Origin of the sequence: Enterobacter sp. HK-058-C-ECC (genome assembly GCF_047531125.1) — a bacterium.
Classification (GTDB): Bacteria; Pseudomonadota; Gammaproteobacteria; order Enterobacterales; family Enterobacteriaceae; genus Enterobacter; species Enterobacter quasiroggenkampii.
In genome coordinates this window covers 31377-57860 of sequence record NZ_JBLKCH010000009.1, presented here as the reverse complement: position 1 = coordinate 57860, position 26484 = coordinate 31377, and the positions used below count along the sequence as shown (strand labels likewise).

The following is a 26484-nucleotide window of genomic DNA, read 5'->3' as shown; positions in this document are numbered from 1 at the left end:
CGAAAATGGAAACACTGGCAGCCATCAACCGCTGGCTGGCGAAGCAGCACGTCGTCACCTGGTGCGTCTACAGCGAGGGTGAGATGTGGTGCGCAAACGCGTTTTACTACTACGATCCGGAGCGCGTCGCGTTTTATGTCATGAGTGAAGACAAAACGCGTCATGCGCAGATGACCGGCCAGCAGGCGAAGGTCGCGGGCACGGTGAATGGCCAGCCGAAAACGGTCGCGCTGATCCGTGGGGTACAGTTTAAAGGGGAAATCCGTCGTCTGGACGGAGAAGAGAGCGACGCGCGTCGTAAGCACTACACGCGCCGCTTTCCGGTTGCCGCTGCGCTAAAAGCCCCTGTGTGGGAAATCCGCCTCGATGAGCTGAAATTTACCGACAACACCCTGGGCTTTGGCAAGAAGCTGCACTGGCTACGCGCCGAGCAGGCGTAGCGCTTCGCGGTTAAACGCCGGAAGATCGTCCGGGGTGCGGCTGGTGATCAGCTGGTCTTTGTCGTTGACCACCTCCTGATCGTAAAATTCGGCGCCCGCATTTTTCAGATCGATAACGATCGGTTTCACCGCCGTGAGCTTACGCCCGCGGACAACCTCCGCGCTGATGAGCAGCTGCGGGCCGTGACAGATGGCAAAGACCGGTTTGCCGGTAGAGACAAAGTCCCGGGTGAAGGTCACGAAGCGCTCGTCTCCGCGCAGGGAATCCGGTGAATGGCCGCCGGGTAACAGCAGTGCGTCAAAATCGGAGGGGCTAACGTTATCGATGGTCTCATCAATGGTTACGGTCGCCTCGCCCTTATGACCTGTCACCGTTTTGCCCGCTTCTTTCTCGATGGTGATGACCTCATGTCCCGCCTTGCGGAACGCCTCTGCAGGAGAGGTGAATTCTGAATCTTCAAACTCGTCGGTAATCAAGACTGCGATTTTCTTGCCCATGCTTCCTCCGTTGTTTTGGCTTCAGACTGATTTTTCTCCGCTTGTGGTAAATACTTACCTGTAACAGACTTCTAAGTGTGGTCGACGACGCTGAGTTCGCAAACGGACAATTCTGTAAAGGGGATACGATGAGTCAGGTACTGATTACCGGGGCTACCGGGCTAGTGGGCGATCATCTGCTGCGGCTGCTGATTCAGGATCGTCGCGTGAACTACATCGCTGCCCCGACGCGTCGACCGCTGACGGACATCTCCGGCGTCTTTAATCCGCACGATCCTCAACTGACGGATGCGCTGGCGCAGGTGCAGGATCCCATTGATATCGCGTTTTGCTGTCTGGGCACTACACGGCGGGAGGCGGGGAGCAAAGAGGCATTTATCCACGCCGACTATACGCTGGTGGTGGACACCGCGCTTACGGCGAAAAAGCTGGGGGCCAGACATTTTCTGGTGGTCAGTGCGCTGGGCGCCAGTGCCGGATCGCCTTTCTTCTACAACAAGGTGAAGGGCAAGATGGAGGATGCACTGATTGCGCAGAAATGGGAGCAGCTGACGATTGTGCGCCCCTCGATGCTGATCGGCCATCGCGACGAGCGCCGCTTTAACGAGTCGATCCTGGCCCCGCTGTTTCGGATCCTTCCCGGCAACTGGAAAGCCATAGAGGCGCGGGACGTCGCGCGGGCGATGTTAAAAGAGGGGCTGGCCCCGTCAAAAGCGGGCGTAAACATTATCCCTTCGGCAAAACTGCGTGAAATCGCGCAGGGCGAGGCGTAAACTCCCCCGGCTAATTACTCATACTCTCCGGGGAATGCTATGACTGGTCAGTCTTCATCTCAGGCGGCAACACCTGTTCAATGGTGGAAGCCCGCACTCTTCTTTCTCGTGGTCATTATTGGCCTCTGGTACGTGAAATGGCAGCCGTACTACGGCAAAGCCTTCACCGCCGCCGAAACGCACAGCATCGGTAAATCTATTCTCGCTCAGGCGGATGCCAGCCCGCTTCAGGCAGCGTGGGACTATGCCATGGTCTACTTCCTTGCCGTCTGGAAGGCTGCCGTCCTGGGCGTGATCCTGGGCTCTCTGATTCAGGTGCTGATCCCGCGCAACTGGCTGGTGAAAACCCTCGGGCAGCCGCGCTTTCAGGGTACGTTGCTGGGAACGATCTTCTCCCTGCCGGGCATGATGTGCTCCTGCTGTGCTGCACCCGTGGCGGCAGGCATGCGCCGCCAGCGCGTATCAATGGGCGGCGCACTGGCGTTCTGGATGGGCAACCCGCTGCTCAACCCGGCGACGCTGGTGTTTATGGGCTTTGTCCTGGGCTGGCATTTCGCGTTCATTCGTCTGGTGGCAGGACTGCTGACCGTGCTGGTGGTGGCGACGCTGGTGCAAAATCTGGTGAAGGATAAGACGCCAGAGTCCGCGTCTGTTGAGCTGGACGTCAGCGAGCCGCAGGGCGGGTTCTTTGCCCGCTGGGGCAGGGCGCTATGGCAGCTTTTCTGGAGCACCATCCCGGTCTATATCCTGGCGGTGCTGGTTCTCGGCGCGGCGCGCGTCTGGCTCTTCCCGCATGCGGATGGCGCTATCGACAACACGCTGTTGTGGGTCATTGCGATGGCCGTTGCAGGCTGCCTGTTTGTGATCCCTACCGCCGCAGAAATTCCCATTGTTCAGACCATGATGTTGGCCGGCATGGGCACCGCACCGGCGCTGGCATTGCTCATCACGCTGCCTGCCATCAGCCTGCCGTCGCTGATTATGCTGCGTAAGTCATTCCCGGCGAAAGCGCTGTGGCTGACCGCAGGGCTGGTGGCGTTGAGTGGGGTGCTGGTGGGGAGTATTGCGCTTCTGTGAAAAACGCCCGGTGGCGCTACGCTTGCCGGGCCTACAAAAAAAATCCCCTCACTTGAGGGGATTTTTTTATTTAATGTAAGTAAACGCGGTGGTGACGTGCTTCACGCCGCTCACCCGGCTGGCGATATCGGCCGCCGCTTTCCCTTCACGGTCGGTCACCAGACCCAGCAGGAACACTTCACCGTTTTCCGTCGTCACCTTCACGTTGGAGGATTTCACCTGGTCCGAACCCAGCAGTTGGGAACGCACTTTGGTGGTGATCCAGGTATCGGAAGAAGCATCACCCAGGCCAATTGGCTTGCCCTGACGCACTTCGTTAAACACCTCTGTGGTCCCTTCAACGCCCATCGCAATCTGTTTCGCACGCGAGGCGAGTTCCATATTCGGCGCCTGGCCTGCCAGCAGCACTTTGCCCTGGTAAGCCGTCACGTTGATACGCGCCTCTTTCTTGATCTGTTCGTCTTTCGACAGCGCACTGTTGACGCGCAGCTCCAGCGTACCGTCATCCACCTGTGTCCCCACAGAGCGCGGATCGGTTGCCGCTTTGGTGCCTACTGCTGCGGTACCCACAACGGCCGCAGCGATACATCCCTGAAGCAGTAATGCAGACATAAGGACTGCGAGGGTCGATAAAGCCTTCATAAGAACTCCTTAATCATCCTGGTGAGGGAAAAGCGTGTTATCGATCAAGTCACATAAGCAGTTCACCGTGAGCATATGCATTTCCTGAATACGTGCGCTCCGGTGAGACGGAATGCGGATTTCCACATCCTGCGGCCCAAGCAGACCCGCCAGCTCACCCCCGTCATAGCCGGTTAAGGCCACGATAGTCATGTCGCGGGTGACGGCGGCTTCAACGGCTTTGACAATATCCCGGCTATTGCCGCGCGTGGAGATGGCCAGCAGCACATCTCCGGCATGACCCAAGGCTCGCACCTGCTTTGCGTAAATTTCGTCATGCAGACGATCGTTAGCAATCGCCGTTAAGACCACATTATCGGTATTAAGTGCAATGGCAGGTAAACTTGGGCGTTCTGTTTCAAAACGATTGATCATGCTGGCAGCAAAATGCTGTGCGTTGGCGGCTGACGTGCCGTTGCCACAACAGAGGATTTTGTTGCCGTTTAGCAGGGATTGCACCAGCGTCATTGCGGCACGCGAGATAGCATCCGGAAGGGCTTCCGCCGCGGCAATCTGAGTCTGGATGCTTTCTGTGAAGCACACTTTAATTCTTTCGAGCACGTTATCCCTTTTAAATCTTAATTATGCGTCTTCGCCAAAAGCGTTTTTAAGCCATTCGATCTCATTTCCGGTGAAGGCTATCACATCGAACCGGCAATCCACAGTATCAAAACTCCCATTATGGCGGGCAAGCCACAAGTGGGCAGTCTGTAATAATTTATGTTGTTTGGCGAGCGTCACGCTGGCGGCAGCACCGCCAAAACGGGAGGACTGTCGAAAGCGCACTTCTACAAACACGATGACCTGACCGTCTTTCATGATCAGGTCGATTTCGCCGCCACGCCCGCGGACGTTGGCGGCGATGAAATGCAGTCCTTTGCCTTCAAGCCAGCGACGTGCCTTTAACTCCCACGCATCGCCGGTCTGTTTGCGGCTTAACTGGCCGGGACGATCTGCCCCTGCTGGTATTTGAGCCATGATAACTTCCTGTTAATCACACAATCCTGAGTGGCGGTCAGATCGCCGGTGTTGCCGTTAAGCTCGAAGCCCGGCACCTGACGCATCTGGGTAAAGTGGTTCGCCAGCGCCCACGCATCAACCCCCATCGCATACAGACGCGCCAGAGAGTAATCGTTACGCACCGCGCTCAGCGCCTGCTGCATCAGGGATGGATTGCTGCCGGCCAGCATCGGGATTTCGCTGTACTGCAGACCGTCCATTTCCAGACGGAAATCCGGGCCTGCGGTGCCCTGTGCGCTGCGGGAGCTGGCGTAGAGCGTTGCGCCGCTCTGGCTGCCATTACGCATTGCAATCATCGGTTTGATAAAGGCGATCTCCTGCGGTGTGGCAACGATATAGGCCGCATCCACTTTACCGCCACCGCTAATCTGCGCGTCGGTTGGCGGCGCAGGGATCGTCAGGCCGCCAATCGTCACGCCCTGCTGCTGTGGCAGGCTCGCGGTGACCGGGCTACCGTTAAGCGCGATACCCGCCCCGCCGTTGACGCCCGCGCGCAGTTCAGAGACGGAACCGAATTTCTGCTGCAGTACCACGCCGCCGCCCAGCTTCTGCCACTCATCGGCAAAGGCATTGGCCACGCGATCACCCAGTGCGCTGCGTGGGATGAGCAACAGCGGCGCCTGCTTACCCTGCTCGTGAATATGACGCGCCGCATCGCGGGCTTCATCTTCCGGAGAGAGTGCGAAGTAGCAGATATTGGCCCGGTTCTGAACCTGCTCTGGCTGGTTGAGCGCCAGCACGTTCAGCGTGGTATTGCTCTTCATCAGCTCTTCTACGTTGTTTTTCAGCAGCGGACCGACAACGATGCTCGCGCCATCCTGTTGAACCTGCGCCAGAACCTGGTCCAGCGGCTGCGAACTGGTATCGTAGATTTTCAATTCAGCGCCCGGGTTGGCGCTGGTGGTTGCCACGGACTGCGGCTGCGCGGCAGGTTGAGCAGTCGGCTGTGCAGGCGGCTGTTGAGGCTGTTCTGCTGTTGTGGCAGGCGCTGGAGCAGATGCTGGCGCCGCTTGCGTCTCGGCCGGAGCCTGGGTCGCAGGTGCTGTAGTAGGTGGAGCTGTTGTCGCTGGCGGTGTCGTCGGGGCCGTCACCGGGTTTTGCATCGTGCCCTGCGCTGGCGCTTGCGCCGTGGTCAGGTCGCTGGTCTCTGCGGCGGATGGGCTGACAACATCATTCACGTTAGCCGCCTGGGCCGCCTGTGCGGGAACGGCGCTGCCGGTGACCGCCGTCGTGCCGTTTTTCGCCGCTTCAAAGCCCTGCTGAATGGTGCGTCCAAACACCGCCGCCTGGCCGTTGAGTGGCAGAAGGAGGGCGATTTTGCTGGTCGAGGCAGGCTTAAAGTTCTGCACGTTCACCAGCTGGGTTGGCAGCATTTTCGCGCCCGGGTTTTGCGGGTAGCGCGTCTGCCAGTCCGTAATACCGGCTTTTAACATCTTAGGATCGCTGCGGTTGTTAAACCACATCTGCTGCAGATCCAGCCAGCCCTGCAGGACGTTTTCATCCGCGTTGATGACCAGCGCCTGCGCCTGTTCCTGCGTCATCGACGCCAGCGCTTGCCAGGTGGCATCAATATTTTTCTGCTTATCAGCACCGCCAAGCAGCGGCTCTTGCGCGATGAGCGCACGGAGCAAGGTCAGGGAAGGGCGTCCCTGCTCAGCGGTAATGCCCGCCTGCCAGAAGCGCGCCTGCTGGTTTTTATCCAGCGCGCTCACGTCGATATCACCGAGGATCTTCTTCGCGGCGGCGTAATCTTTCAGCGCAACTTTCAGCTCGGCAGAGAGCAGGCTCTGCTCACGACGCTGGGCGTCGTTAAGATCTTTTGGCAACTGGTTAAACAGTTCGGCTGCCCGCTGGGTTTTACCCTCTTTCAGCAGTGCACGAATGGCGAGTAATTGCCAGTTGGTCTTGGTATCATTTGAACTCTGCGACATTTGTTGCAGATAAAAGCCAGAATCAGCCTGAGCAGAACCCTGGAGATGGGCGGTGCTCTGGTCAGGTGCCTGGGTGCCACAGCCTGCAAAGATCAGGGCTGCCAGCAGAAGCGGCACGCTGCGCGTGGCTTTTTTTCGAAGAAACGTTAACGGTACCATACTGTATCCAGTGATTTTTTTACGCAATGCTCAATATTAAATCGGCAATACGGACGAAACAATGAAACAACACGAAACGGCAGATAATTCTCAAGGCCAGCTTTATATTGTACCTACTCCTATCGGGAATTTGTCTGATATTACCCAACGTGCGCTGACCGTACTGCAAGCTGTTGATTTAATTGCCGCTGAAGACACCCGCCATACCGGCTTACTGCTGCAACATTTCGCGATTAACGCCCGTTTGTTTGCTCTGCACGATCACAATGAGCAACAAAAAGCCGAAACGCTGGTGGCCAAACTGAAAGAGGGGCAAAACATTGCCCTGGTCTCCGATGCCGGTACGCCGCTGATCAACGATCCGGGCTATCACCTGGTGCGTACCTGTCGCGAAGCCGGTATTCGCGTTGTACCCCTGCCGGGACCGTGCGCCGCGATTGCTGCGTTAAGCGCCGCAGGTCTGCCGTCTGACCGTTTCTGCTATGAAGGCTTCCTGCCCGCTAAATCCAAAGGCCGCCGCGACGTCTTAAAAGACCTGGAAGCGGAACCGCGTACCCTGATTTTCTACGAATCCACGCACCGTCTGCTGGAGAGCCTGGAAGATATGGTGACCGTCTGGGGGGAAGGCCGCTACGTGGTGCTGGCGCGCGAGCTGACCAAAACCTGGGAAACCATCCACGGAGCACCGGTAGGTGAACTGCTGGCGTGGGTGAAGGAAGACGAAAACCGCCGCAAGGGTGAAATGGTGCTGATTGTCGAAGGGCACAAGGCGGAAGAAGACGCGCTTCCTGCCGACGCGCTGCGTACGCTGGCGCTGCTGCAGGCGGAACTGCCACTGAAGAAAGCCGCTGCGCTGGCGGCAGAAATTCACGGTGTGAAGAAAAATGCGCTGTATAAGTATGCGCTGGAGCAGCAGGGGGAGTAAGGCATCTCCTGCCCGTTTTGCCGGGTGGCGGCTACGCCTTACCCGGCCTACAGATCTTTAAGCGTCTTTTAGCTAGCAGGTATCGCCTCAAATACCAGCGTTTCCAGCGGTTGCAGCGTAATCACCACGGCGTTTTTGTACGCCTCCGGTACGGTTGAATTACGGCCATACACCGCCTTCAGACTAAACTGCGCCGCGTTTCCTGTCGGGACTTCGAAATCTCTCGTCAAATCCAGGTAGTAGCTTTGCGGCTTATCCGACGGGTTACGCAAGCCGAGAATCGCTTTGTCCTTGCTCCATGATGCCCAGCCGTAAACCTGCAGCGCCGTTGGGTCGCCGCCTATCCAGTGGGTGTCCACCAGCACGCTGGCGTTTTCCCGGGACCATTTCGCGGCCTGCGCCAGGGTGTCCCACTTCGCCTTATTCAGCATTGACGGGGTGATATACAGCTCCTGCAGCTGCGTACCGGTCGCGAAATAGCTCCAGACCTGGTCGGCAAAATCGCTGTCCGTTTGTACCTTCTCCAGACCGTAGTAGGCATTCTCCGCGCTGACGATCCCGTGGTACATCAAGGAGTTCAGCGGGAACAGCGGGCCCTTGCGCACAATCGAGCGGTACGTTTCCGCATCGCGGTAGGTCATCCACTGCTGCACCGGCGTGCCGGGGCCGTACAGGTTGATGTCGTCCCCCTGGCGCCAGATCGAATCAGCGTAGAACAGCCAGGACGGGCTGGCGTTGGTCCCGGTGGTCAGGTTGATAAACAGGTTTGGGTTAGCGCTGCGCATGTTATGCAGCAGGGCGATAGAGGCGTCAAAATCCGAGGCGAACGGGCTGCCCTTAATATGCGAATTGGCGTTTCCCATCCCATCAAGTTTGAACGAGGTAATGTGTTCGTTTTTGATCAGCTTAACGATCTGCTCATTGAAGTTCTTAAAGTAGTTCGGCCCTGACAGCGCCAGCTTCCCGTCGACGGTTTCGAATCCATACTCTTTTGCATGCGAGACGCGAATGTCGCGGGGCTTGTTGTAGCCTCCCCACGGTGAGAGCCACAGCCCGACCGAGCTGTGCAGGCTGTCGGCTTTTTCCCGTACCTTGCCAAAACCGTTGCTAAATGCCGGACCAAACAGCCAGCGCCCGGTAAGGTCGTCCCAGCCGTCGTCCAGCAGGAACGCGTCCAGCGCCACGCCGCGTCCGGTGATAAATTCCTTATTCCACTCGTCCATCCGCCCCAGCACATCCTGCTCGGAGTAAGGTGTAAAGAAGCCGATGTCCATCCAGCTGTTGTAGTGCAGGTAAGGCCTATACGGACGGGGGCGCACGGCATCGATAAACTGGTTCACGCTGCGGCGCAGTTGGCTGGTTTCCGGGAAGGTGCCGAAATACATCGTGTAGCTGACCGGCGTTTCAGGCTGAATGGGGGTTTTCAGCTCGACGTTGAGGTTGGTCGTCGCTTCATAGGCGTAAGTATTCACGATCGGTTTATCCGGCAGAATAAAGAACGAATCAGCTACGATCGGCGAACTGTTAATGGCCCCGTCAACATACGGTGCCTGTGACTGCTTTTTCGTCGGGAAGAAGGTGATTTTCGCCACGTCTCGCAGCTGACCAACAGCCGCGAGGGTGTAATCGATACTGGCATACTTATCCTTCACCAGATTCAGCTTCACCGTTACGTTAAAATCCGGGCGCGTAAAGTCGATGACAATCGCGTTGTCCCGCTTTTCGACATGCTTGATGGAGAAATCAGCGGCGTGGATTTTTGTCTCATCCGGCAGCGTCAGAAAGAACAGCTCCTGGGGCGTGAGCGGATGGTTAGCCTTGCTGTCCTTCACTACTACCGTTGCGTTTGCATCATCAAACGAAAGGGCAATATTGTCGTTATTGAGCGCGTAGTTGGCGGCCGCCGCGCCATGAGAAACAGAGAGAGCCAGCAGCGAAAGAGTGAGCACTTTTTTCATCGGGTTTAGATCCTTATCAGTAATGCTTCAGCATTTGGGTGATGGACTGCTCCAGCCAGTAGCGCTGGGTGCCGAAGTTAATCCGCAGGTAGTTTTCGCCGTTTTGCACGTAGTGGCTGCCGTCTTCAATGACCACGCCCGCCTGCCGGGCAAAATGTTGGGTTAACTGGGTGGCGCTGCGCTCGTCGGCGCTCACGTCTATCCAGGCCAGATACGACGATTCCGGGTTCATCATCTTCCACGCCGGGAAGTGGGTCTGAATCGCGTCCGCAAGGTAGCGCGCGTTGCCTTGCAGATACCCGTTCAGCGCGTCGAGCCACGGCAGACCGTGCTGATAGGCGAGGATAATCCCCCATACGCCGAACATATTGGGGGAAGTAATCGAGTTCTTCTCAAGCTGCTGGCGGAAGCGCTGGCGCAGCGAATCGTCCGGGATCATTGAATAAGACGTTTTCAGCCCGCCCAGGTTGAAGGCTTTATTGGGCGATGTCAGCACGATCAGGTTGTCCTGCGCGGCACAGCCCGAAGTCAGACAGCTGACGAATGTACCGTCCAGAATGTGCTCGGCGTGAACCTCATCGACCACCAGAATCGTGCCGTAGCGTTTACAGAGATCGGACACCTGCCGTATCTCATCTGCGCGCCAGATTCGGCCCGAGGGGTTATGCGGCGAGCAGAAGAACCACAGTTTTGGACGGTGGGTTTTGAGCTGATCTTCAATCAGATGAAAATCCAGCTGATAGCGGTTTTCCTCCACGCGAAGCGGGTTAACGAGGACCTTAACGCCCTGGCGCTGTGCCGCCATTGCAAACGGGTCGTAGACCGGGGTGTTCATCATCACGCTGTCGCCAGCCCTGCAGAACGCCTGAACCGTGTAGTGCAGTGTGGACACGGTGCCGTAGGTTAGCGTGATCCACGACCTGTCTACCTCAACCTGATGACGCGTGCGCTGAAAGGCGATCGTCGCATCGTAGAATTCGTCGAAACACCACGTATAGCCAAAGGTGCCGTGCTCCACGATGCGCTGGAAGCCTTCAATAACGGCGGGCGGTGAGGTGAAATCCATATCTGCGATCCACAGCGGAATAAACCCCTCCGGAACATCACCAAAGCGTGAGCAGACAAACGCATGGTCCCATTTACGGCACTTATCGCTTTTACGCTCGATGATTTTGTCGAAATCAAACACAACGACCCCCTGTTAAATTAAGGCTTCAATGCCGGTTTTGACGCTCTGCACCTGCGGGCCGATGATCACCTGTACGCTGTGAGCATCCAGCACCACCACCGACAGGGCGCCCGCTGCTTTCAGCGCCTGCTGATCGATAAGGCCCATCTCTTTCACCACCAGACGCAAGCGGGTGATGCAGTTGTCGAGCGACTCGATGTTCTCTTTGCCACCGAGCGCCTGCAGGATAAGACCATGATCGTATTTCGATTTTCCACGCGCGCGGGTGTTGGCTTCGACGGCCTGCTGTGCAGCCTTTACATCCACTTCACGTCCCGGCGTCTTGATATCGTGTTTGAGGATGTACCAGCGGAAGACGACGAAGTAGATAGCAAACCAGGCGATACCGACCGGGAACAGCAGATACCATTTGGTCGACATCCCCTGCATCACGCCAAAGATCAGCAGATCCAGAATCCCACCGTCGGTGTTGCCGATGGTCACCCCCAGCAGGGCCATCACCATCAGCGCCAGGCCCGACATCACGATATGGAAGGCGTAAAGCGCAGGCGCGATAAACAGGAACAGGAACTCAATCGGCTCTGAAATACCGGTAACGACGGACACCAGCACGCCGGAAAGCAGCAGTCCCTTAATCACCGGGCGGTTTTCCGGACGCGCGGTGCGGTAGATGGCGTAGGCCACGGCAGGTAAGCCAAAGATAAAGGTCGGCATAAACCCTTGTGACAGAAACGCGGTAACGTGCGGGCTAAACGGCAGTCCGGCTTTCAGCTCGGCGTAGAAGATATTCAGCGCGCCGGCCACTTCATGGCCGTTGACCATCTCAATCCCGCCTGCTGGCGTGAAGCGCACCATCGCCAGCAGAATGTGGTGCAGGCCGAAGGGTTTAAGCAGCAGCACGCCCACGCCGTAAAGGAAGGGGCCGAAAACGCTGGTGCTCTGGATAATATGGCCAATCCCGGCAATCCCCAGCGCCACGTATTCCCACAGTAGGGGAATGAACAGCCCGACCAGCGAAAGGGTAAGGGCAGTGATAATCGGTACAAAACGGATGCCGCTAAAGAAGGCAAAGGCGTCGTGGAGGACCGTGTCCTGAAAACGCTCGTGCAGGAAATAGGTAATCACCCCCACCACGATGCCGCCCAGCACGCCCATCTCCAGGGTCTGGATCCCCAGCACGATCGATTGTCCCACCTGTCTCATGGTCGCGGCATCGGCAAGCTGGTGGGTGGCGGTCAGGTAGTAGTTGATGCTCATGTTCATCAGCATGTAGCCAACGAACCCGGCAAAAGCGCCCACGGCCTTGTTGCGTTTCGCGAGGCCCATCGGGATCGCCATGGCGAACATCAGCGGCAGATAGGTAAAGGCGAAGCCGCCCACCATGGCGATAAAGCCAAAGGTTAACTGCGTTAACTCGCCGCCCAGAAAGGGAAAGCTTTTAATGGTGGAAGGGCTGGTGACGGAGCTACCGATCCCCAGCAGCAACCCCATAAAGGCCAGCAGGGAGACCGGGAACATAAAGGTCTTTCCAAGGCTTTGGAAAAATTCCCACGCTTTCGATTTAAACGACTTTTCCTGTGTCATGTAGGGACTCCTCGGATTTTTAGGATAATGGAAGGCGCTGTCCGGCTTAAGGACGCGCCTTCATATTTGCGAGGCTTATAGTTATTTTTAGGTACTGACGTAATGCGCGATGGGATCAGGCTTCCGCTGGAAGCAGCAGCCGGTTTGCGGAGCCGCAAATGGTGATTTTGCTTCTGACCACCTCTTTCATGGCGTCCATGCCGACCCGCATATAGAAGCGCGGATCGTTGCCCTGCGGGTTGTCGGCAAACCAGGCTTTCACCGCGTCAGAGAAGGCGATTTTCAGCTCGGTTGCCACGTTAACTTTGCACACGCCCAGTTCGATGGTGCGACGCACATCCTCATCCGGCACATCGCTCGCGCCGTGCAGCACCAGCGGCACGGTGACCACTTCACGGATCTCGGCCAGCCGCTGGAAGTCGATTTTTGGGCGCTTGGTATACAGGCCGTGTGCGGTGCCGATGGCGACGGCAAGGCTGTCGACGCCGGTCAGTTCGACAAAGCGTTTCGCTTCCTGTGGATCGGTGAGAAACGCGCTTTCCGCATCAACACTCATGTCATCTTCCACACCGCCCAGGCGGCCCAGTTCGGCTTCGACGCTGCAGTCGTTGAGGTGGCAGAAATCGACCACCGACTTCACCAGCTTCACGTTCTGTTCAAACGGATAGTGGCTGCCGTCGATCATCGCGCTGCGCACACCCGCGTTGACCTTGCGGCGAATATCGTCCAGCGATTCGTGGTGATCGAGGTGTAGCGCCAGCGGCATGTCGTAGGTGAGGGAGTAGGCGCTGCACAGGGCGTAAATCTCTTCCAGCGCAATATGCTTAAAGGTGCCCGGCGTGCCCGCGAGGATCACTGGCGATCGCATTTCGCTGCACACTTCGAGGATCGCCTGGATCGTCTCCGCGTTGTGGATGTTGAACGCCGGAACGGCATAGCCTTTTGTCTGCGCGTCCTGGAGAAGATATTTCGTCGAGATAATACTCATAATCAGATCCTCTTAAGCCTGCCACGGATGAATAACAACGCCCTGCACCACGCGGTTGACCGTCCCGCTGGCGGATGGCGTATCGGGCGTATTGCCTACGCTGAGCGACTGGGTAAGGGCAAAGACCTGCGCATACATCAGGAAGCAGAACGCCTGTTCCATATCGCTAAACGGACGGGAAGGCGGGAGGAGAATGTGCGGCCCCGCTTCAATGGCCGGATCGTTTTCAGCGGCGATGGCGACGACGCGCAGGGCCTGGCGATCGCGGCGCAGTTCGGCCAGCAGATCCAGATCGTACTGGCGCGTATACGGATGGCTGGAGATGAACACCACCACCAGCGTTTCGTCATCCACCAGCGACTTCGGCCCGTGACGGAAACCGGTGGGGGAATCGTAGAATGCCGCCAGCTTGCCCGCCGTCAGCTCCAGCACCTTCAGCGCCGATTCGCGCGCCGCGCCCTGCAGACCGCCGCTTCCCAGATACACGATCCGTTTCCACGGTTCGCTGCCAAAGACGCCATGGCTGAAATCGCCGAGCGAGGTGAGGATCGCCTGACAGCGATCGGCCACGTCGCGGAAGGTGTGACTGTTGATCGTTTCCGGGGCGAATACGGCCAGACAGCTCGCCATCATGGTGGTGATGCTGCTGGTCATCGCGAACCCGCGATCGTGCGTTTCGGCAGGCATCAGCAGGGCATAAGCGTTATCGCTGTCGACGGCGGTCTGGTACAGGCTTCCGGCCTCGTTACAGGTGATCGACAGGTGGTAGCACTCCGGTACGAACTGATTGGCCAGTTCAACGGCTGCGACGCTTTCCGGACTGTTGCCGGATCGGGCAAACGAAACCAGCAGCAGCGGATGCGCAGGGCTGAAGTAATCCATCGGGTTTGTGACCAGGTCAGTGGTCGGGACGGCGGAGATAGTTTTCCCGGTGTGGCTCGCAAGCCATGGCGCAATGATATCGCCGATAAACGCGGACGTGCCCGCGCCGGTCAGGACGATCCGCAGATCGTGCTTGCGCAGCAGCGGCGTAAGGAAGCTGTCGATCGAAGAGCGCAGGCTATCGATATTGTTGAGCGAGCGGATCCAGCTGGCAGGCTGCTGGCGGATCTCTTCCTCGGTCCAGGTGCCGGTTGCGGCGGTGGTAGTTTGTGGCATAACTCAGTCCTTAGTCGTGTGAATTCCACATCAGACGCTGGCAATCGTGTCGCTATCTTTCGTTTCGTTTCACTTGTTCACTTTAGCAGTTAAATAAAATCTATAGAAAAGAAATCGAAACTTCAATGAAAGAAAAGAAATAAAACGAAAAGTGTGATCGGGAAAGGAAGAGGCAGATTAAAGGAAAGGAAAAGAAAGGCCTTACGGTTTCAGGCCGTAAAGCCAAAAGGAGACACAATGAAAGGGCTAAAGGGGGAGAGCCTGGCCCTGAATCCAGATCTGCTGGAGGTGTAAACCCCCGTTCAGCGCGTTGAGATTCGCGCGTTTACCCGGCGCTAACGAACCGAGTTGACTATCCATGCCCAGCAGGCGGGCGGGATGCAGCGAGGCCATATGAATGGCGTCTTCGGCAGTGATACCTGTATGTTCCACCATATTGCGTACAGCGGCATCCAGCGAGAGCGTGCTCCCGGCCAGCCCGCCGGAGCCGGTTCGAACCACGCCGTTTTGCATCGTGACCGTTTCACCACAGAGCGTATACCGACCGTCCGGCATACCGGCTGCCTGCATGGCATCGGTGATCAGCACCAGGCGTTCTTTTGCGCAGCAACGGCATAACCGCATGGCTCCCGGATGGACATGGTGGCCGTCGGCAATCAGCTCCAGCCACGCCCGTTTGTCCGTCAGCCCTGCGCCGACCATGCCGGGTTCCCTGTGGTGCAGTCCCGTCATGCCGTTATAGCAGTGCACCAGCCCATCAGCACCCGCGTCAAACGCGGCGAGGGTTTGATCAAACGTAGCGGCGCTGTGGCCCAGCATCACGCGTATTCCGCGCTGTTTGAGATGGCGGATCGCCAGCAACGCGCCAGGTTTTTCCGGCGCCAGCGCCACCACCCGTAACGTGCTCAGTGAAACGTCAATCAGGCTGTCCAGCTCGGCGACATCCAGTTCCCGGAACAGATCCGGCGGATGCGCCCCTTTGTTCTGCGGCGTAAAGTACGGTCCTTCCAGGTAGCTGCCCAGGATCTGCGCGCCGGGGCCGCCCGACTGACAGCGACGGGCGATTCGCGCGAGCGCGCCGTGGATAGCCTCCAGCGGCGCGGTAACGGTGGTGAGTAAAAAGGCGCCCACGCCTTCGCGCGCTTTATGCATCGCGAGAATATCCAGCACGTCAGGCGCATCATCCATCACGTCCACGCCCGCGCCGCCGTGGACGTGCGTATCGATATACGCCGGGCAGAGCAGTTCCGCATCGCGCGACGTCACGCCCGCCGGGACAGGCTCAATAGCCGCAATCACGCCGTTTTCAATGCGTAGCTGGTGGTCATCCAGCCAGCCCTGTTCGGTAAGCACCCGCCTCGCGCGCAGCAGCTGCCTCATATCCCTTCCTCGGCAGGGGCTTCCTCGCGACAACGTCCCAGTTCGTCTACGAGGCTCGTCAGGCCGCGGTGCCCGCACTCCAGCGCCTGCAGACGAAACGCTTCGCTGCTTAATCCGTCGCGCTCCAGCACCATCTCCAGCAGCAGCTGCAGGTTGGTCCCGGTGATCACTTCGCTCCCCGGCCGTTGCATGGCGAGCGTCGATGCTACGCGAAACGGCGTGCCGCCGAGCAAATCGGTGAGAAACACAATATCGTGCTCTGCATCGAGTTCACTCACCGCCTGCTCAAGCTGAGCGGTCAGCCGCGTGGTGGTGGACGTTTCAGGAAAATCGATGGCGATAAACTGCGGCTGTTCGCCGAGGATCTGCTTCATCGCCTGCTCAAGCCCGCTGGCAAAACCGCCGTGACCCGTCAAAATAATGCCTAACATCGCAACCTCTTTGCTTTTACAGGAAGTGACAGAATTTACCGACAACGCCCAGCAGCACGGTGATACCGATCAGCCGCAGCGGGCTCCAGCCGCGGCGCACCAGCCAGAACATGGTCAGGGTGTAGACCAGCGGCAGGAACGCGGGCATCAGCTTGTCGATAACGTCGGCCTGCAGTTTGACAACGGCATCACCCGCCTTGATTTCAAGCGTCGTATTGAGTCGGACATAGGTTGCCACCAGCGCGCCAATTACCGTCATCCCGACGATAGACGCCGCGTGACCGACCTTTTTGGTGTTGGCTTTGATCAGCGGAATGGCCGCCACGCCCATCCGGTATGCGTAGTGCGCCAGACCAAAACGCAGGCCGAGGTGCACCACGTTAAACAGCACGATAAAGACCACGGCCCCCAGAATCGACCCTTGCAGCGCCAGGCTGGCGCCGATACCGCCGCAGATGGGCAGCAGGGTTAGCCAGAACATGGCGTCGCCAATACCGCCAAGCGGGGCGCCGACGGCAATTTTGGTGCTCTGGATGCTGTTCACATCCTGCTTGGAGCGCTCCATCGCCAGAATGATGCCGATAACAAAGGTCACCAGGAACGGGTGGGTGTTAAAGAAGCCCATATGGCCTTTCATCGCCCGCGCCAGGTCTCGCTTGTTGGTGTGGATCTTTTTCAGCGCGGGCAGCAGCCCGTACAGCCAGCCGGAGGCCTGCATACGTTCATAGTTAAACGAGGCCTGCAGCAGCATTGAACGCCAGGCCACGCGGTTAATATCTTTTTTCGTCAGTTCGGCACCGATGCTCTGGTCTTCGTAGACGTTTTCGTTGACGCCGGTCAGCAGCGTCTCTTCGGATTCAGACACGCCCGGTAACGTTGTTTGATTAGATGCCATCTTCGAATTCCTCTTTCTGGGCCGCTGGAGCCGTCGGTTCAGGTGATTTACGCATCAGGTCGATCAGCGCCATGGCCAGCGCGGCGGCCGCAATCGCCAACACCGGAAGCTTGAGCCAGGCGGCGGCGACAAAACCGATAATGAAGTAAGGGATGTAGACGTTTTTCATCATGATCTTCAGCAGCACGGCGAAGCCGATGGCAGGCATGATGCCGCCCGCGACGCCGAGGCCGTCAATCAACCGTGCCGGCAGAACATCAATGGCGGTTTTCGCATGTTCCGCACCGAAGTAGATCGGCAGGAAGGCGCACAGAAAATAGAAGATGCCGAGCGCCAGCAGCGCAAGATAGTTCACCCGTTCAATACCGTGAGTATCTGCATTGGCCGCCATGCGATCGCAGCGTGACATCACGCCGGACATTACCGAGAAGAGGAACGTGATTCCCATCTGTACCGCGACAGCAAACGGGACGGCGACGCCCACGGCAACTTCTGGCTTCACCCCGGTGCTGATGGCAAATGCGGTACCCACAATGGTGCCGATAATGACGTTCGGCGGCTGGGCACCGGCGAGCGGGGCCAGCCCCATCCAGACCAGCTCTAACGTGCCGCCGGTCAAAATACCGGTATGCAGGTCGCCCAGAATCAGGCCGACCAGCGGCCCGAGCACCACCGGGCGGTGCATGTGCGTTAACCCGTTAAACATATCCAGACCGGCGATAAAGGCGAGTATGCCCAACCCCAGTGCCTGCAACAGACTGATTTCCATTGTGAATCCCTCAGAGCAGTTTAAAGAGATCCAAAGCAGTTTCTGTTGGAACGCCCTGAACGAAGCATTCCACCCCAGCCGCTTTCAGGCCGTTGAACGCGGCGATATCGTTCGCGTCGACAGAGACCGTTTTGGCAATTTGTTGTTTGCCACTGGCGTAGTGCATGTTTCCTACGTTGATACGGGTGATGGGCACGCCGCCCTCAACCAGCTTCAGAAAATCAGCGGGTGATTTGCAGACCAGCAGGATTTTCTGGCGGTCAGCGGCGCGGTGAATGTTGTCGATCACTTTTTGCAGTGACCAGAAGCGCACGGCGATCCCTTCCGCGAGCACCATCTCCATCAGGTTCTGTTGAACCGGATCTTCAGCCACCTCATCGTTGGCGACGAGTACCAGGTTTGCCCCCGCAAACCCCACCCACTGCACGCCTACCTGACCGTGGATCAGGCGTTCATCAATGCGGCATAAGACAATGTTTGGCATAGCGCTTTCCTCTTTTTATTATGCGTTTTGCGTTGTTACGCCTTCGCAGGCGGCGTGGTACTGCTGGAGTATGTCCTGAATGTGGTCGATGATGAGTTCCCGTGGCGTTGACTTGAGAGCGCCCTCGCGAACTTTGCCGTACTGCAGCGGCAGGTACTGGCTGATCAGCGGCAGCGGAATGGGCTCGTCTGCCAGGTTGCGCACCAGCCGTTCAAAAGCGTCGTCAATCTGGCTGTCCGGCCAGTAATAGCGCACGCGGTCAGAGTAGCTGTAGCCGCGGGCCAGGCGACGCGCGTTGCCGTCACCGTGGTAATGGCTTTGCCAGTATTCCGGGCGATCGAGCATGACGTTTTCCAGCACGTGACGCAGGCCAGAAACGGCTTTCGCTGGCAGCAGTTCCTCTTCGATGGCTGCCAGCGCGAAGAGCGCTTCGCGCAGGGCGAAGGTCAGGGCAGGGCCAACCTTCAGAATCGCAAAGTGATCGTTGACCAGCTTTCGCAGCGCCTGCGGCGTCTGGTAGTCGGTGGAGTGGGCTTCAAACACCAGCGTGTCGTAGGCTTCAACCATTTTGCTCAGGGCGACGGCTTTCTGCGGCTGATAGTCGCAGACGTGCGCATGGTCGAACTCCACGCCGGGCTGGACGACCAGACCAATAATTCGCGGCCAGATGTCGGTTAAGCCTTCCTTTTCGAACGCGTGGCGGTGCGCTTCAAGCGTGGCGCGGGCCGCATCCGGCGTGGTGACGGCAAGTTCGGTGAGCGTCTCGTGCGCGCCACCGGGAACCGGTACTTCCGTGCCGATAACGTAGACCAGATCGGCTACACCAAACTGCTCGCGACAGGTCGCTTCGGCAATCTTCGCCAGGCGTGCGGCGCGTCCGGCGACGATCGCATCGGTCAGGGGAACCGGATCGTCCTCACAGGACATGCTGCAGTCGAGGTGGATCTTTTTGAATCCGGCAGAAACATAGCTTTTGATCAGATCGTCTGCGTTGGCCATCGCCCGTTCCGCAGGGAGATTTTGCCAGCGGTTGGGGCCTAAATGATCGCCGCCGAGGATCAGCTGTGACGTCGGGAAACCGAGCGACTCGGCAAGCTTGCAGACAAACCCGTGAAAATCAGCGGGCGTCATGCCGGTATAGCCACCAAATTGATCCACCTGGTTGGAGGTGGCCTCTATCAGCAACGGGGATCGATGCGAATGCGCATAACGAATGGCCGCTTCCAGTACCAGCGGATGCGCGGAGCAGACGGCGTAAATCCCGTTTGAATTCCCCCGTTTATGGTGTTCCACCATTTCTGTCAGATGTTTCACTTTCCTCTCCATTTCGGATGGTAATGATATTTATCTTTCGTTTTGTTTCATTTAATCCTGCATCATGGTGATATAAAAATAAAACGAAAGATAATAGTTTTCCGATCTGTTTCACAAAAGAAACATAATGAAAGGTTTCAGCGCGATGCCAGCTTGCGTATCGTCACCATACAGGGCTTGCATTCCCTTAAAGGAAAGGCCTTAATAGGCAAAACGAAATGAAACGAAAGAATATTGATTAAGGAGCTCGTATGAGCAGCACCGATTCATCCGCAGAAAAGCGCATCACCGGCACCAGTGAAAGGCGAGAGCAGATCATTCAGCGGTTGCGGGCGCAGGGAAGCGTGCAGGTTAACGATCTGTCTCATCTGTACGGCGTTTCGACGGTGACGATCCGCAATGACCTCGCCTTTCTTGAGAAGCAGGGCATTGCCGTTCGCGCCTACGGCGGGGCACTGATTTGCGAAGGTAATGTGCCGGGCGCTGAGCCTTCCGTGGAAGATAAAAGCTCGCTGAATACGGCGGTTAAGCGCAGCATTGCTCAGGCCGCTGCCGCGCTGGTCAAACCCGGGCACCGCATCATTCTGGATTCGGGTACCACGACGTTTGAAATCGCCCGCATGCTGCGCCAGCACACGGACGTGATTGCGATGACTAACGGCATGAACGTAGCGAATGCGCTGCTGGAAGCTGATGGGGTGGAGTTGCTGATGACCGGCGGGCATTTGCGTCGTCAGTCGCAATCCTTCTACGGTGACCAGGCCGAGCAGTCGCTACAGAATTACCATTTTGACCTGCTGTTCCTGGGCGTCGATGCCATCGATCTCGATCGGGGCGTGAGTACGCATAACGAAGACGAAGCCCGTCTGAATCGCAAAATGTGCGAGGTGGCGGAGCGTATTATCGTTGTTACTGACTCCAGCAAATTTAATCGCTCAAGCCTGCATAAAATCATTGATACGCAACGGATTGATATGATTATTGTCGATGAAGGTATTCCGGCGGAAAGTCTTGAAGGATTACGGAAAAGCGGGATTGAGGTGGTGTTGGTTTAAATTTTTTTACCCTCTCCCTGGGGGAGAGGGTAGAGTGAGGGGAAATCACGTCACCGGTGCCGGGTTAAACACCGCCAGCTGGTTGTGTAATCCCCACTGATCCGAAAAGGTTTTCTTCCGCCCGCTGGCGACATCGAGAATGAAGTGGAACAGCTTCCAGCCCACGTCCTCAATACTCTCTTCTCCGGTGGCGATGGTGCCCGCGTTGATATCCATTAAGTCATACCAGCGGTTCGCCAGCGCGGTGCGGGTCGCCATTTTGATCACCGGTACCGCCATCAGGCCGTACGGCGTGCCGCGCCCGGTGGTAAAGACCTGCACCGTAATGCCGGATGCGACCTGCTGCGTGCCGCACACAAAATCGCTGGCCGGCGTTGCCGCGTAGATCAGGCCGCGTTTCGTCGGGCGCTGTCCCGGAGAGAGCACCTCTGCAATGGCGCTCTGCCCGGATTTGGCAATAGAGCCGAGGGCTTTTTCCACCACGTTTGCCAGGCCGCCTTTCTTGTTCCCGGGGGAGGGATTGGCGCTGCGGTCGGTTTTGCCCATATCGAGATAGTTATCGTACCAGGCCATCTCCTCAAGCAGGCGCTTGCCGACCTCTTCATTAACCGTGCGCGGCGTCAGTAGATGGATGGCGTCTCGCACTTCGGTCACCTCGGAGAACATCACCGTGGCGCCGCAGCGAACAAGCAGATCGGATGCAAAGCCCACCGCCGGGTTGGCCGTCACGCCGGAGAAGGCATCGCTGCCGCCGCACTGGGTACCCACAACCAGCTCAGAGGCCGGGCACGTTTCGCGCTGGCGGCGGTTGAGCTTGTCCAGATGGCGTTCTGCTACCTGTAAAATATCGTCGACCATTGAGCGGAAACCGACGTGGCGTTCGTCCTGCAGGCGCACGATGCTGGCCTCGTCTGCCGGGATGGCTTTGACATCCTCGGTCCCCTGCAGCAAACGTTCTGGCTGCAATTTTTCACAGCCGAGGCCAATGACCATCACCTCGCCGCCAAAGTTCGGGTTCAGGGCGATATTGTGGATGGTCCGGATAGGCACCACGGCAGCGGGCGCGTTAATCGCCACGCCGCAGCCGTAGAGGTGGTTCAGGCCCACCACGCCGTCGACGTTCGGGTATTTTGGCAGCAGATCGCGTTCGATGATTTTCACCACGTAATCCACTACGCCCGCCACGCAGTGCACGCTGGTGGTAATGCCGAGCAGATTTTTGGTGCCGACGCTGCCGTCCGCATTGCGATAGCCTTCAAAGGTATAGCCTTCCAGTGGGGGAAGCGGTTCCGGCACGCGGGTTGCCAGCGGAAGCGTATTCAGCGGCGGCGCTTCTGGCAGCGCCACCAGCGACTCCTCCACCCAGCTTCCCTGCGGTATCGAACGAACGGCATAGCCGATGACTTCACCGTAACGCACGATTTCGCTGTTAACAGGGATATCCACCAGGGCGACTTTATGTCCCTGCGGAACATGCTCAATCAGTTCCAGCCCGTCCGGAAAGCGGGTTCCCGCTTTTAAGCCATTGTCGTTGACGATAATCGCCACGTTATCGGCGTCGTGCACTTTTATATAAAACGCCGTCGGCGGTGCCTGTCGAATTTCAATGTCGGCCATTGTTCAGTATTCTCCAGCAAAAACTCTGATAATAAATTCAGCCATTTTTCTAATGGTAGAAATAAATACGCGGCTTTCAGAAATAAAGCATGTCAGCAGAATGAATAGCAAAATGTGATCCCGATCGCTTCAGAACCCGTAATCCTTGATTCTGTGCATTAGCGCCCAGTGCTTTGTGCATATGCAAAAAATTTTATCAAAATATACCGTAATACCTGAGCATTAAAACAATGTGCGGTCGCGGATAGCGTCTTATACTGAATGACGTTTTTATCACGCCAGAATACGGCAGAATAATAAATATCATGCTGGCGCGGTGTCTGAATAAATAAAATGATGCTGAAAAAGGCTGCTGAATTAAAAAGGTAAATACGATGAATAACGCGATCTTCCCGAATAAATTTAAAGCGGCTCTCGCGGCGCACCAGATTCAGATTGGCTGCTGGTCCGCGCTGGCAAACCCTATCAGCACCGAAGTGCTGGGCCTGGCCGGTTTCGACTGGCTGGTACTGGACGGCGAGCATGCGCCGAACGATATCAGCACCTTTATTCCGCAGCTGATGGCGCTTAAAGGCAGCCACAGCGCTCCGGTGGTGCGTGTCCCCACCAACGAACCAGTGATTATCAAGCGTCTGCTGGATATCGGCTTCTACAACTTCCTGATCCCGTTTGTGGAGACGGAAGAACAAGCGGCACTGGCCGTTGCGTCTACGCGCTACCCTCCCGAAGGGATCCGCGGCGTCTCCGTTTCACACCGCGCCAATATGTTTGGCACCGTCCCGGACTATTTCGCGCAGTCCAACAGCAACATCACCATTCTGGTTCAGATCGAGAGCCAGCAGGGCGTTGATAACGTCGACGCGATTGCCGCCACAAACGGCGTGGACGGGATCTTCGTCGGTCCAAGCGATCTGGCTGCCGCCTTTGGCCATCTGGGCAACGCCAGCCACCCTGACGTGCAGCGCGCGATCCAGCACATCTTTGCCCGCGCCAAAGCACACGGTAAACCGTGCGGCATTCTGGCGCCGGTTGAGGCTGACGCACGCCGCTATCTGGAGTGGGGAGCCACGTTTGTTGCCGTCGGCAGCGACCTCGGCGTTTTCCGCTCGGCTACGCAGAAATTAGCGGACGCTTTTAAAAAATAACCATCATTGAGGAAACAGATTATGACGCTGAAAGTGGGCTTTATTGGCCTGGGGATCATGGGTAAACCAATGAGTAAGAACCTCATCAAAGCGGGTTACTCACTGGTGGTATCCGATCATAATCCACAGGCCGTGGCTGAGGTGATGGCGGCGGGAGCAGAAACGGCCACCACCGCGAAAGCCATTGCTGAGCAGTGCGATGTCATCATCACCATGCTGCCAAACTCCCCGCATGTTAAAGAGGTTGCGCTGGGTGAAAACGGCATTATCGACGGCGCGAAACCGGGCCTGGTGCTGATCGATATGAGCTCTATCGCACCGCTTGCAAGCCGTGAAATCAGCGAGGCGCTAAAAGCAAAGGGCGTCGATATGCTGGATGCGCCGGTCAGCGGCGGTGAGCCGAAAGCGATCGATGGCACGCTGTCAGTGATGGTCGGCGGTGATAAAGCGGTTTTCGATAAATTTTACGACCTGATGAAAGCCATGGCGGGGTCCGTGGTGCACACCGGAGAGATTGGGGCGGGTAACGTGACCAAGCTGGCAAACCAGGTGATTGTGGCGCTCAACATTGCCGCCATGTCTGAAGCGCTGACGCTGGCAACCAAAGCGGGCGTCAATCCGGACCTGGTCTATCAGGCCATTCGCGGTGGTCTGGCGGGCAGTACCGTGCTGGATGCCAAAGCGCCCATGGTCATGGATCGCAATTTCAAACCCGGTTTCCGCATCGACCTGCATATCAAAGATCTGGCCAACGCGCTGGATACCTCCCACGGCGTGGGCGCACAGCTGCCGCTGACCGCAGCGGTCATGGAGATGATGCAGGCGCTGCGTGCCGATGGCCTGGGCACGGCCGATCACAGCGCAATTGCATGCTACTACGAAAAACTGGCGAAGGTGGAAGTGGCGCGTTAATCACGCCTTACCTATACCTGAGGGTGACAGCGGCGCGCAAACCCTCTATACTGCGCGCCGAAGCTGACCAGACAGTCGCCGCTTCGTCGTCGTCCCTTTCGGGGGAGACGGGCGGAGGGGAGGAAAGTCCGGGCTCCATAGGGCAGGGTGCCAGGTAACGCCTGGGGGGGAAACCCACGACCAGTGCAACAGAGAGCAAACCGCCGATGGCCCGCGCAAGCGGGATCAGGTAAGGGTGAAAGGGTGCGGTAAGAGCGCACCGCGCGGCTGGTAACAGTCCGTGGCACGGTAAACTCCACCCGGAGCAAGGCCAAATAGGGGTTCACATGGTACGGCCCGTACTGAACCCGGGTAGGCTGCTTGAGCCAGTGAGCGATTGCTGGCCTAGATGAATGACTGTCCACGACAGAACCCGGCTTATCGGTCAGCTTCAACTTCTTAGAGAACCCCGCTTCGGCGGGGTTTTTGCTTTCTGAGTGTTGTAGGCTGGGTAAGCGCTGCGCCACCCGACAACCACACAAACGACATCAATTCTCATATTTGCGACATTAAGCACATTTCACTGTTTTTCCCTTATCAACTCCACCTCGGTATCTGCATACGATCGACATCACAAAATTTAAATCCAAAAAACCGACGATCTGTAGTATTGATAATTTGTTATGATTGTTAGCTTAATGATCGCAAATCTTTTCTCGTTTGATATGCACATATTGAAATCAAATACATTTCTCCCATGAATATGTGACGTATTCCACTCTTTTTCTGAAGTCTGAAAATTCACGCCGTAAAAAAAATTGATAAATTGAAAGAATGTTTCAAACAAATAACGGTTATTTATTGGTCTTTAATTGCCTGAAATATCGTCTTTATTGGTTTTTTAGGAACGGTGAAATTTATCGGGGTTATCGCCATAAAATAAATTTATTACCGCTATTTTTGTTGATCAATATCAGCGTTGTAGCGTATTTTTATGTTTCTATTTTGTTGATTTTTAAGGTTTTTAATGGGTTGTTGAGAGGTGGGTTAAAAGGGCTGGAAAGCAAATTGTGAGTAACAGCACATACCCCTTTAAACATTATTGAGTAGAATTCACCCCGTCATAGGGAAATAAGCGCAGAATATTATGAACACTATTATTCTACCGAAAACACAGCACCTCGTGGTATTTCAGGAAGTCATTAAAAGTGGCTCCATAGGTTCTGCAGCAAGGCAGCTGGGCCTGACGCAACCCGCCGTCAGCAAAATTATCAGCGATATTGAGTCCTACTTCGGCGTGGAAGTGATGGTGCGCAAAAACACCGGCGTGAAACTGACCGCCGCGGGCCAGGTTCTGCTCTCGTACTCAGAGTCGATCACCCGCGAAATGAAAAACATGGTGAGCGAAATCAACAGCCTGAGCTTCAGCACCGTTATGGATGTCTCCTTTGGCTACCCGTCACTGATCGGCTTTACCTTCCTGTCCGGGATGATCAAAAAATTTAAGGAAGTGTTCCCGAAAGCGCGCGTCTCAATGTATGAAGCCCAGCTCTCCTCTTTCCTCCCGGCCATTCGCGACGGTCGTCTGGATTTTGCCATCGGGACGCTGAGCGACGAAATGCTGCTGCAGGATCTGCACGTCGAACCGCTGTTTGAGTCCGAGTTTGTGCTTGTTGCCAGCAAAACGCGAACGTGCACCGGCCCGACGACACTGGCATCGCTCACGCATGAGCAATGGGTGATGCCGCAAACCGATATGGGCTACTACAAAGAACTCCTGACTACTCTGCAAGACAACCACATCAGCATCGAAAACATCGTCCAGACCGATTCGGTCGTCACCATTTATAACCTTGTCCTGAATGCCGATTATCTGACGGTGATTCCCCGCGACATGATCGCCCCATTCGGTTCGGATCAATTTATTGTGCTGCCTGTGGAAGATGAATTACCCGTGGCGCGTTATGCCGCCGTGTGGTCTAAAAATTACAGAATTAAAAAATCGGCGTCCGTATTAGTTGGGCTGGCAAAACAATATTCGTCGATGAATGTCGAAAGACGACGATAAATAATAAGTTTCTATTTTAAAAATACCCAGAGCTTAACGCATTAACGCTCTGAT

25 protein-coding genes and 1 other RNA gene are annotated in these 26484 nt (G+C 56.7%); 9 read left to right on the top strand and 17 right to left on the bottom strand.

The window, feature by feature from the left end:
- Positions 1-5: 5 nt before the first annotated feature.
- Positions 6-440 (top strand): YhbP family protein, encoded by a 435-nt coding sequence (locus tag ACMWJS_RS17050; RefSeq protein WP_008501485.1) that lies wholly within the window; start codon positions 6-8, stop codon positions 438-440.
- On the opposite strand, the gene ACMWJS_RS17045 is transcribed toward ACMWJS_RS17050, so the two are convergent.
- Positions 420-938, bottom strand: a complete 519-nt coding sequence (locus ACMWJS_RS17045; protein ID WP_023333577.1) for a type 1 glutamine amidotransferase domain-containing protein — start codon at positions 936-938, stop codon at positions 420-422. The genes ACMWJS_RS17050 and ACMWJS_RS17045 overlap by 21 nt on opposite strands.
- 128 nt (positions 939-1066) lie before the next feature.
- Between ACMWJS_RS17045 and ACMWJS_RS17040 the strand changes: the two genes are divergently transcribed.
- Entirely contained in the window at positions 1067-1711 is a 645-nt protein-coding gene (locus tag ACMWJS_RS17040) for an NAD(P)H-binding protein (protein ID WP_262790029.1), read from the top strand.
- Between the two features lie 39 nt (positions 1712-1750).
- Positions 1751-2788, top strand: a complete 1038-nt coding sequence (locus tag ACMWJS_RS17035; protein WP_196346512.1) for a permease — start codon at positions 1751-1753, stop codon at positions 2786-2788.
- Between the two features lie 66 nt (positions 2789-2854).
- Here the strand turns inward: ACMWJS_RS17035 and dolP are convergent, their stop codons facing one another.
- Genes dolP through ACMWJS_RS17015 form a run of 4 tightly spaced genes read right to left on the bottom strand, consistent with a single transcriptional unit; the run spans position 2855 to position 6579 of the window.
- Entirely contained in the window at positions 2855-3430 is a 576-nt protein-coding gene (gene dolP / locus ACMWJS_RS17030; RefSeq protein WP_024906379.1) for a division/outer membrane stress-associated lipid-binding lipoprotein, read from the bottom strand.
- A 9-nt stretch (positions 3431-3439) separates the two neighbouring features.
- Positions 3440-4030 (bottom strand): DnaA initiator-associating protein DiaA, encoded by a 591-nt coding sequence (gene diaA / locus ACMWJS_RS17025; protein ID WP_003861754.1) that lies wholly within the window; start codon positions 4028-4030, stop codon positions 3440-3442.
- 21 nt (positions 4031-4051) lie between these two features.
- Entirely contained in the window at positions 4052-4447 is a 396-nt protein-coding gene (locus ACMWJS_RS17020; protein WP_045910089.1) for a YraN family protein, read from the bottom strand.
- A complete protein-coding gene (locus ACMWJS_RS17015) occupies positions 4405-6579 on the bottom strand; it encodes a penicillin-binding protein activator (protein WP_414747347.1) in 2175 nt (724 codons plus the stop codon). Before ACMWJS_RS17015 ends, ACMWJS_RS17020 begins: the two co-directional genes overlap by 43 nt.
- 61 nt (positions 6580-6640) lie before the next feature.
- On the opposite strand from ACMWJS_RS17015, the gene rsmI reads away from it, so the two are divergent.
- Complete coding sequence (rsmI, locus tag ACMWJS_RS17010; protein WP_048028870.1) at positions 6641-7504, top strand: 16S rRNA (cytidine(1402)-2'-O)-methyltransferase; 864 nt, start codon at positions 6641-6643, stop codon at positions 7502-7504.
- A 68-nt stretch (positions 7505-7572) separates the two neighbouring features.
- On the opposite strand, the gene ACMWJS_RS17005 is transcribed toward rsmI, so the two are convergent.
- From ACMWJS_RS17005 to kbaZ, 11 genes are all read right to left on the bottom strand, one after another.
- Positions 7573-9462, bottom strand: coding sequence for an enterotoxin (locus tag ACMWJS_RS17005; protein WP_414747346.1), 1890 nt, complete (start codon positions 9460-9462; stop codon positions 7573-7575).
- Between the two features lie 16 nt (positions 9463-9478).
- A complete protein-coding gene (locus tag ACMWJS_RS17000; protein ID WP_414747345.1) occupies positions 9479-10651 on the bottom strand; it encodes a MalY/PatB family protein in 1173 nt (390 codons plus the stop codon).
- 12 nt (positions 10652-10663) lie between these two features.
- The gene (gene malX / locus ACMWJS_RS16995; RefSeq protein WP_325818773.1) at positions 10664-12235 is read right to left on the bottom strand and encodes a maltose/glucose-specific PTS transporter subunit IIBC; all 1572 of its coding nucleotides are present in this window, start codon (positions 12233-12235) and stop codon (positions 10664-10666) included.
- 115 nt (positions 12236-12350) lie between these two features.
- On the bottom strand, positions 12351-13223 hold the full coding sequence (gene kbaY, locus ACMWJS_RS16990) for a tagatose-bisphosphate aldolase subunit KbaY (RefSeq protein WP_414747344.1): 873 nt from the start codon (positions 13221-13223) through the stop codon (positions 12351-12353).
- 12 nt (positions 13224-13235) lie between these two features.
- Positions 13236-14381, bottom strand: coding sequence for an SIS domain-containing protein (locus tag ACMWJS_RS16985; protein ID WP_111967412.1), 1146 nt, complete (start codon positions 14379-14381; stop codon positions 13236-13238).
- A 246-nt stretch (positions 14382-14627) separates the two neighbouring features.
- The gene (nagA, locus tag ACMWJS_RS16980; protein ID WP_414747343.1) at positions 14628-15761 is read right to left on the bottom strand and encodes an N-acetylglucosamine-6-phosphate deacetylase; all 1134 of its coding nucleotides are present in this window, start codon (positions 15759-15761) and stop codon (positions 14628-14630) included.
- Positions 15758-16192 (bottom strand): PTS galactosamine/N-acetylgalactosamine transporter subunit IIA, encoded by a 435-nt coding sequence (agaF, locus tag ACMWJS_RS16975; protein ID WP_325818776.1) that lies wholly within the window; start codon positions 16190-16192, stop codon positions 15758-15760. Before agaF ends, nagA begins: the two co-directional genes overlap by 4 nt.
- 16 nt (positions 16193-16208) lie before the next feature.
- On the bottom strand, positions 16209-17087 hold the full coding sequence (gene agaE, locus ACMWJS_RS16970) for a PTS N-acetylgalactosamine transporter subunit IID (RefSeq protein ID WP_024906386.1): 879 nt from the start codon (positions 17085-17087) through the stop codon (positions 16209-16211).
- Positions 17077-17856, bottom strand: coding sequence for a PTS N-acetylgalactosamine transporter subunit IIC (gene agaW, locus ACMWJS_RS16965; protein WP_024906387.1), 780 nt, complete (start codon positions 17854-17856; stop codon positions 17077-17079). Before agaW ends, agaE begins: the two co-directional genes overlap by 11 nt.
- A gap of 10 nt (positions 17857-17866) precedes the next feature.
- The gene (gene agaV, locus ACMWJS_RS16960; protein ID WP_023333561.1) at positions 17867-18340 is read right to left on the bottom strand and encodes a PTS N-acetylgalactosamine transporter subunit IIB; all 474 of its coding nucleotides are present in this window, start codon (positions 18338-18340) and stop codon (positions 17867-17869) included.
- A gap of 18 nt (positions 18341-18358) precedes the next feature.
- The gene (gene kbaZ, locus ACMWJS_RS16955) at positions 18359-19666 is read right to left on the bottom strand and encodes a tagatose-bisphosphate aldolase subunit KbaZ (protein WP_414747342.1); all 1308 of its coding nucleotides are present in this window, start codon (positions 19664-19666) and stop codon (positions 18359-18361) included.
- A 239-nt stretch (positions 19667-19905) separates the two neighbouring features.
- On the opposite strand from kbaZ, the gene ACMWJS_RS16950 reads away from it, so the two are divergent.
- Positions 19906-20709: a DeoR family transcriptional regulator gene (locus ACMWJS_RS16950; RefSeq protein ID WP_045415290.1), complete on the top strand. Its 804-nt coding sequence runs from the start codon at positions 19906-19908 to the stop codon at positions 20707-20709.
- Positions 20710-20754: 45 nt separating this feature from the next.
- Here ACMWJS_RS16950 and garD read toward each other — a convergent pair whose 3' ends face one another.
- On the bottom strand, positions 20755-22326 hold the full coding sequence (gene garD, locus ACMWJS_RS16945) for a galactarate dehydratase (RefSeq protein WP_414747341.1): 1572 nt from the start codon (positions 22324-22326) through the stop codon (positions 20755-20757).
- A gap of 374 nt (positions 22327-22700) precedes the next feature.
- Between garD and garL the strand changes: the two genes are divergently transcribed.
- From garL to tdcA, 4 genes are all read left to right on the top strand, one after another.
- Entirely contained in the window at positions 22701-23471 is a 771-nt protein-coding gene (garL, locus tag ACMWJS_RS16940; RefSeq protein ID WP_048992584.1) for a 2-dehydro-3-deoxyglucarate aldolase, read from the top strand.
- A 21-nt stretch (positions 23472-23492) separates the two neighbouring features.
- Entirely contained in the window at positions 23493-24383 is an 891-nt protein-coding gene (gene garR, locus ACMWJS_RS16935) for a 2-hydroxy-3-oxopropionate reductase (protein ID WP_069719922.1), read from the top strand.
- 59 nt (positions 24384-24442) lie between these two features.
- Positions 24443-24819: RNase P RNA component class A (gene rnpB, locus ACMWJS_RS16930), an RNA gene on the top strand.
- A gap of 690 nt (positions 24820-25509) precedes the next feature.
- Positions 25510-26430 (top strand): transcriptional regulator TdcA, encoded by a 921-nt coding sequence (tdcA, locus tag ACMWJS_RS16925; RefSeq protein WP_414747340.1) that lies wholly within the window; start codon positions 25510-25512, stop codon positions 26428-26430.
- Positions 26431-26484: the final 54 nt, after the last annotated feature.

What these genes read in the sequence shown, in the direction of transcription:
- ACMWJS_RS17050 (WP_008501485.1), top strand. Translation starts at nt 6, where the DNA reads ATGGAAACACTGGCAGCCATCAACCGCTGGCTGGCGAAGCAGCACGTC.
- ACMWJS_RS17045 (WP_023333577.1), bottom strand. Translation starts at nt 938, where the DNA reads ATGGGCAAGAAAATCGCAGTCTTGATTACCGACGAGTTTGAAGATTCA.
- ACMWJS_RS17040 (WP_262790029.1), top strand. Translation starts at nt 1,067, where the DNA reads ATGAGTCAGGTACTGATTACCGGGGCTACCGGGCTAGTGGGCGATCAT.
- ACMWJS_RS17035 (WP_196346512.1), top strand. Translation starts at nt 1,751, where the DNA reads ATGACTGGTCAGTCTTCATCTCAGGCGGCAACACCTGTTCAATGGTGG.
- dolP (WP_024906379.1), bottom strand. Translation starts at nt 3,430, where the DNA reads ATGAAGGCTTTATCGACCCTCGCAGTCCTTATGTCTGCATTACTGCTT.
- ACMWJS_RS17020 (WP_045910089.1), bottom strand. Translation starts at nt 4,447, where the DNA reads ATGGCTCAAATACCAGCAGGGGCAGATCGTCCCGGCCAGTTAAGCCGC.
- ACMWJS_RS17015 (WP_414747347.1), bottom strand. Translation starts at nt 6,579, where the DNA reads ATGGTACCGTTAACGTTTCTTCGAAAAAAAGCCACGCGCAGCGTGCCG.
- rsmI (WP_048028870.1), top strand. Translation starts at nt 6,641, where the DNA reads ATGAAACAACACGAAACGGCAGATAATTCTCAAGGCCAGCTTTATATT.
- ACMWJS_RS17005 (WP_414747346.1), bottom strand. Translation starts at nt 9,462, where the DNA reads ATGAAAAAAGTGCTCACTCTTTCGCTGCTGGCTCTCTCTGTTTCTCAT.
- malX (WP_325818773.1), bottom strand. Translation starts at nt 12,235, where the DNA reads ATGACACAGGAAAAGTCGTTTAAATCGAAAGCGTGGGAATTTTTCCAA.
- kbaY (WP_414747344.1), bottom strand. Translation starts at nt 13,223, where the DNA reads ATGAGTATTATCTCGACGAAATATCTTCTCCAGGACGCGCAGACAAAA.
- ACMWJS_RS16985 (WP_111967412.1), bottom strand. Translation starts at nt 14,381, where the DNA reads ATGCCACAAACTACCACCGCCGCAACCGGCACCTGGACCGAGGAAGAG.
- nagA (WP_414747343.1), bottom strand. Translation starts at nt 15,761, where the DNA reads ATGAGGCAGCTGCTGCGCGCGAGGCGGGTGCTTACCGAACAGGGCTGG.
- agaF (WP_325818776.1), bottom strand. Translation starts at nt 16,192, where the DNA reads ATGTTAGGCATTATTTTGACGGGTCACGGCGGTTTTGCCAGCGGGCTT.
- agaE (WP_024906386.1), bottom strand. Translation starts at nt 17,087, where the DNA reads ATGGCATCTAATCAAACAACGTTACCGGGCGTGTCTGAATCCGAAGAG.
- agaW (WP_024906387.1), bottom strand. Translation starts at nt 17,856, where the DNA reads ATGGAAATCAGTCTGTTGCAGGCACTGGGGTTGGGCATACTCGCCTTT.
- agaV (WP_023333561.1), bottom strand. Translation starts at nt 18,340, where the DNA reads ATGCCAAACATTGTCTTATGCCGCATTGATGAACGCCTGATCCACGGT.
- kbaZ (WP_414747342.1), bottom strand. Translation starts at nt 19,666, where the DNA reads ATGGAGAGGAAAGTGAAACATCTGACAGAAATGGTGGAACACCATAAA.
- ACMWJS_RS16950 (WP_045415290.1), top strand. Translation starts at nt 19,906, where the DNA reads ATGAGCAGCACCGATTCATCCGCAGAAAAGCGCATCACCGGCACCAGT.
- garD (WP_414747341.1), bottom strand. Translation starts at nt 22,326, where the DNA reads ATGGCCGACATTGAAATTCGACAGGCACCGCCGACGGCGTTTTATATA.
- garL (WP_048992584.1), top strand. Translation starts at nt 22,701, where the DNA reads ATGAATAACGCGATCTTCCCGAATAAATTTAAAGCGGCTCTCGCGGCG.
- garR (WP_069719922.1), top strand. Translation starts at nt 23,493, where the DNA reads ATGACGCTGAAAGTGGGCTTTATTGGCCTGGGGATCATGGGTAAACCA.
- tdcA (WP_414747340.1), top strand. Translation starts at nt 25,510, where the DNA reads ATGAACACTATTATTCTACCGAAAACACAGCACCTCGTGGTATTTCAG.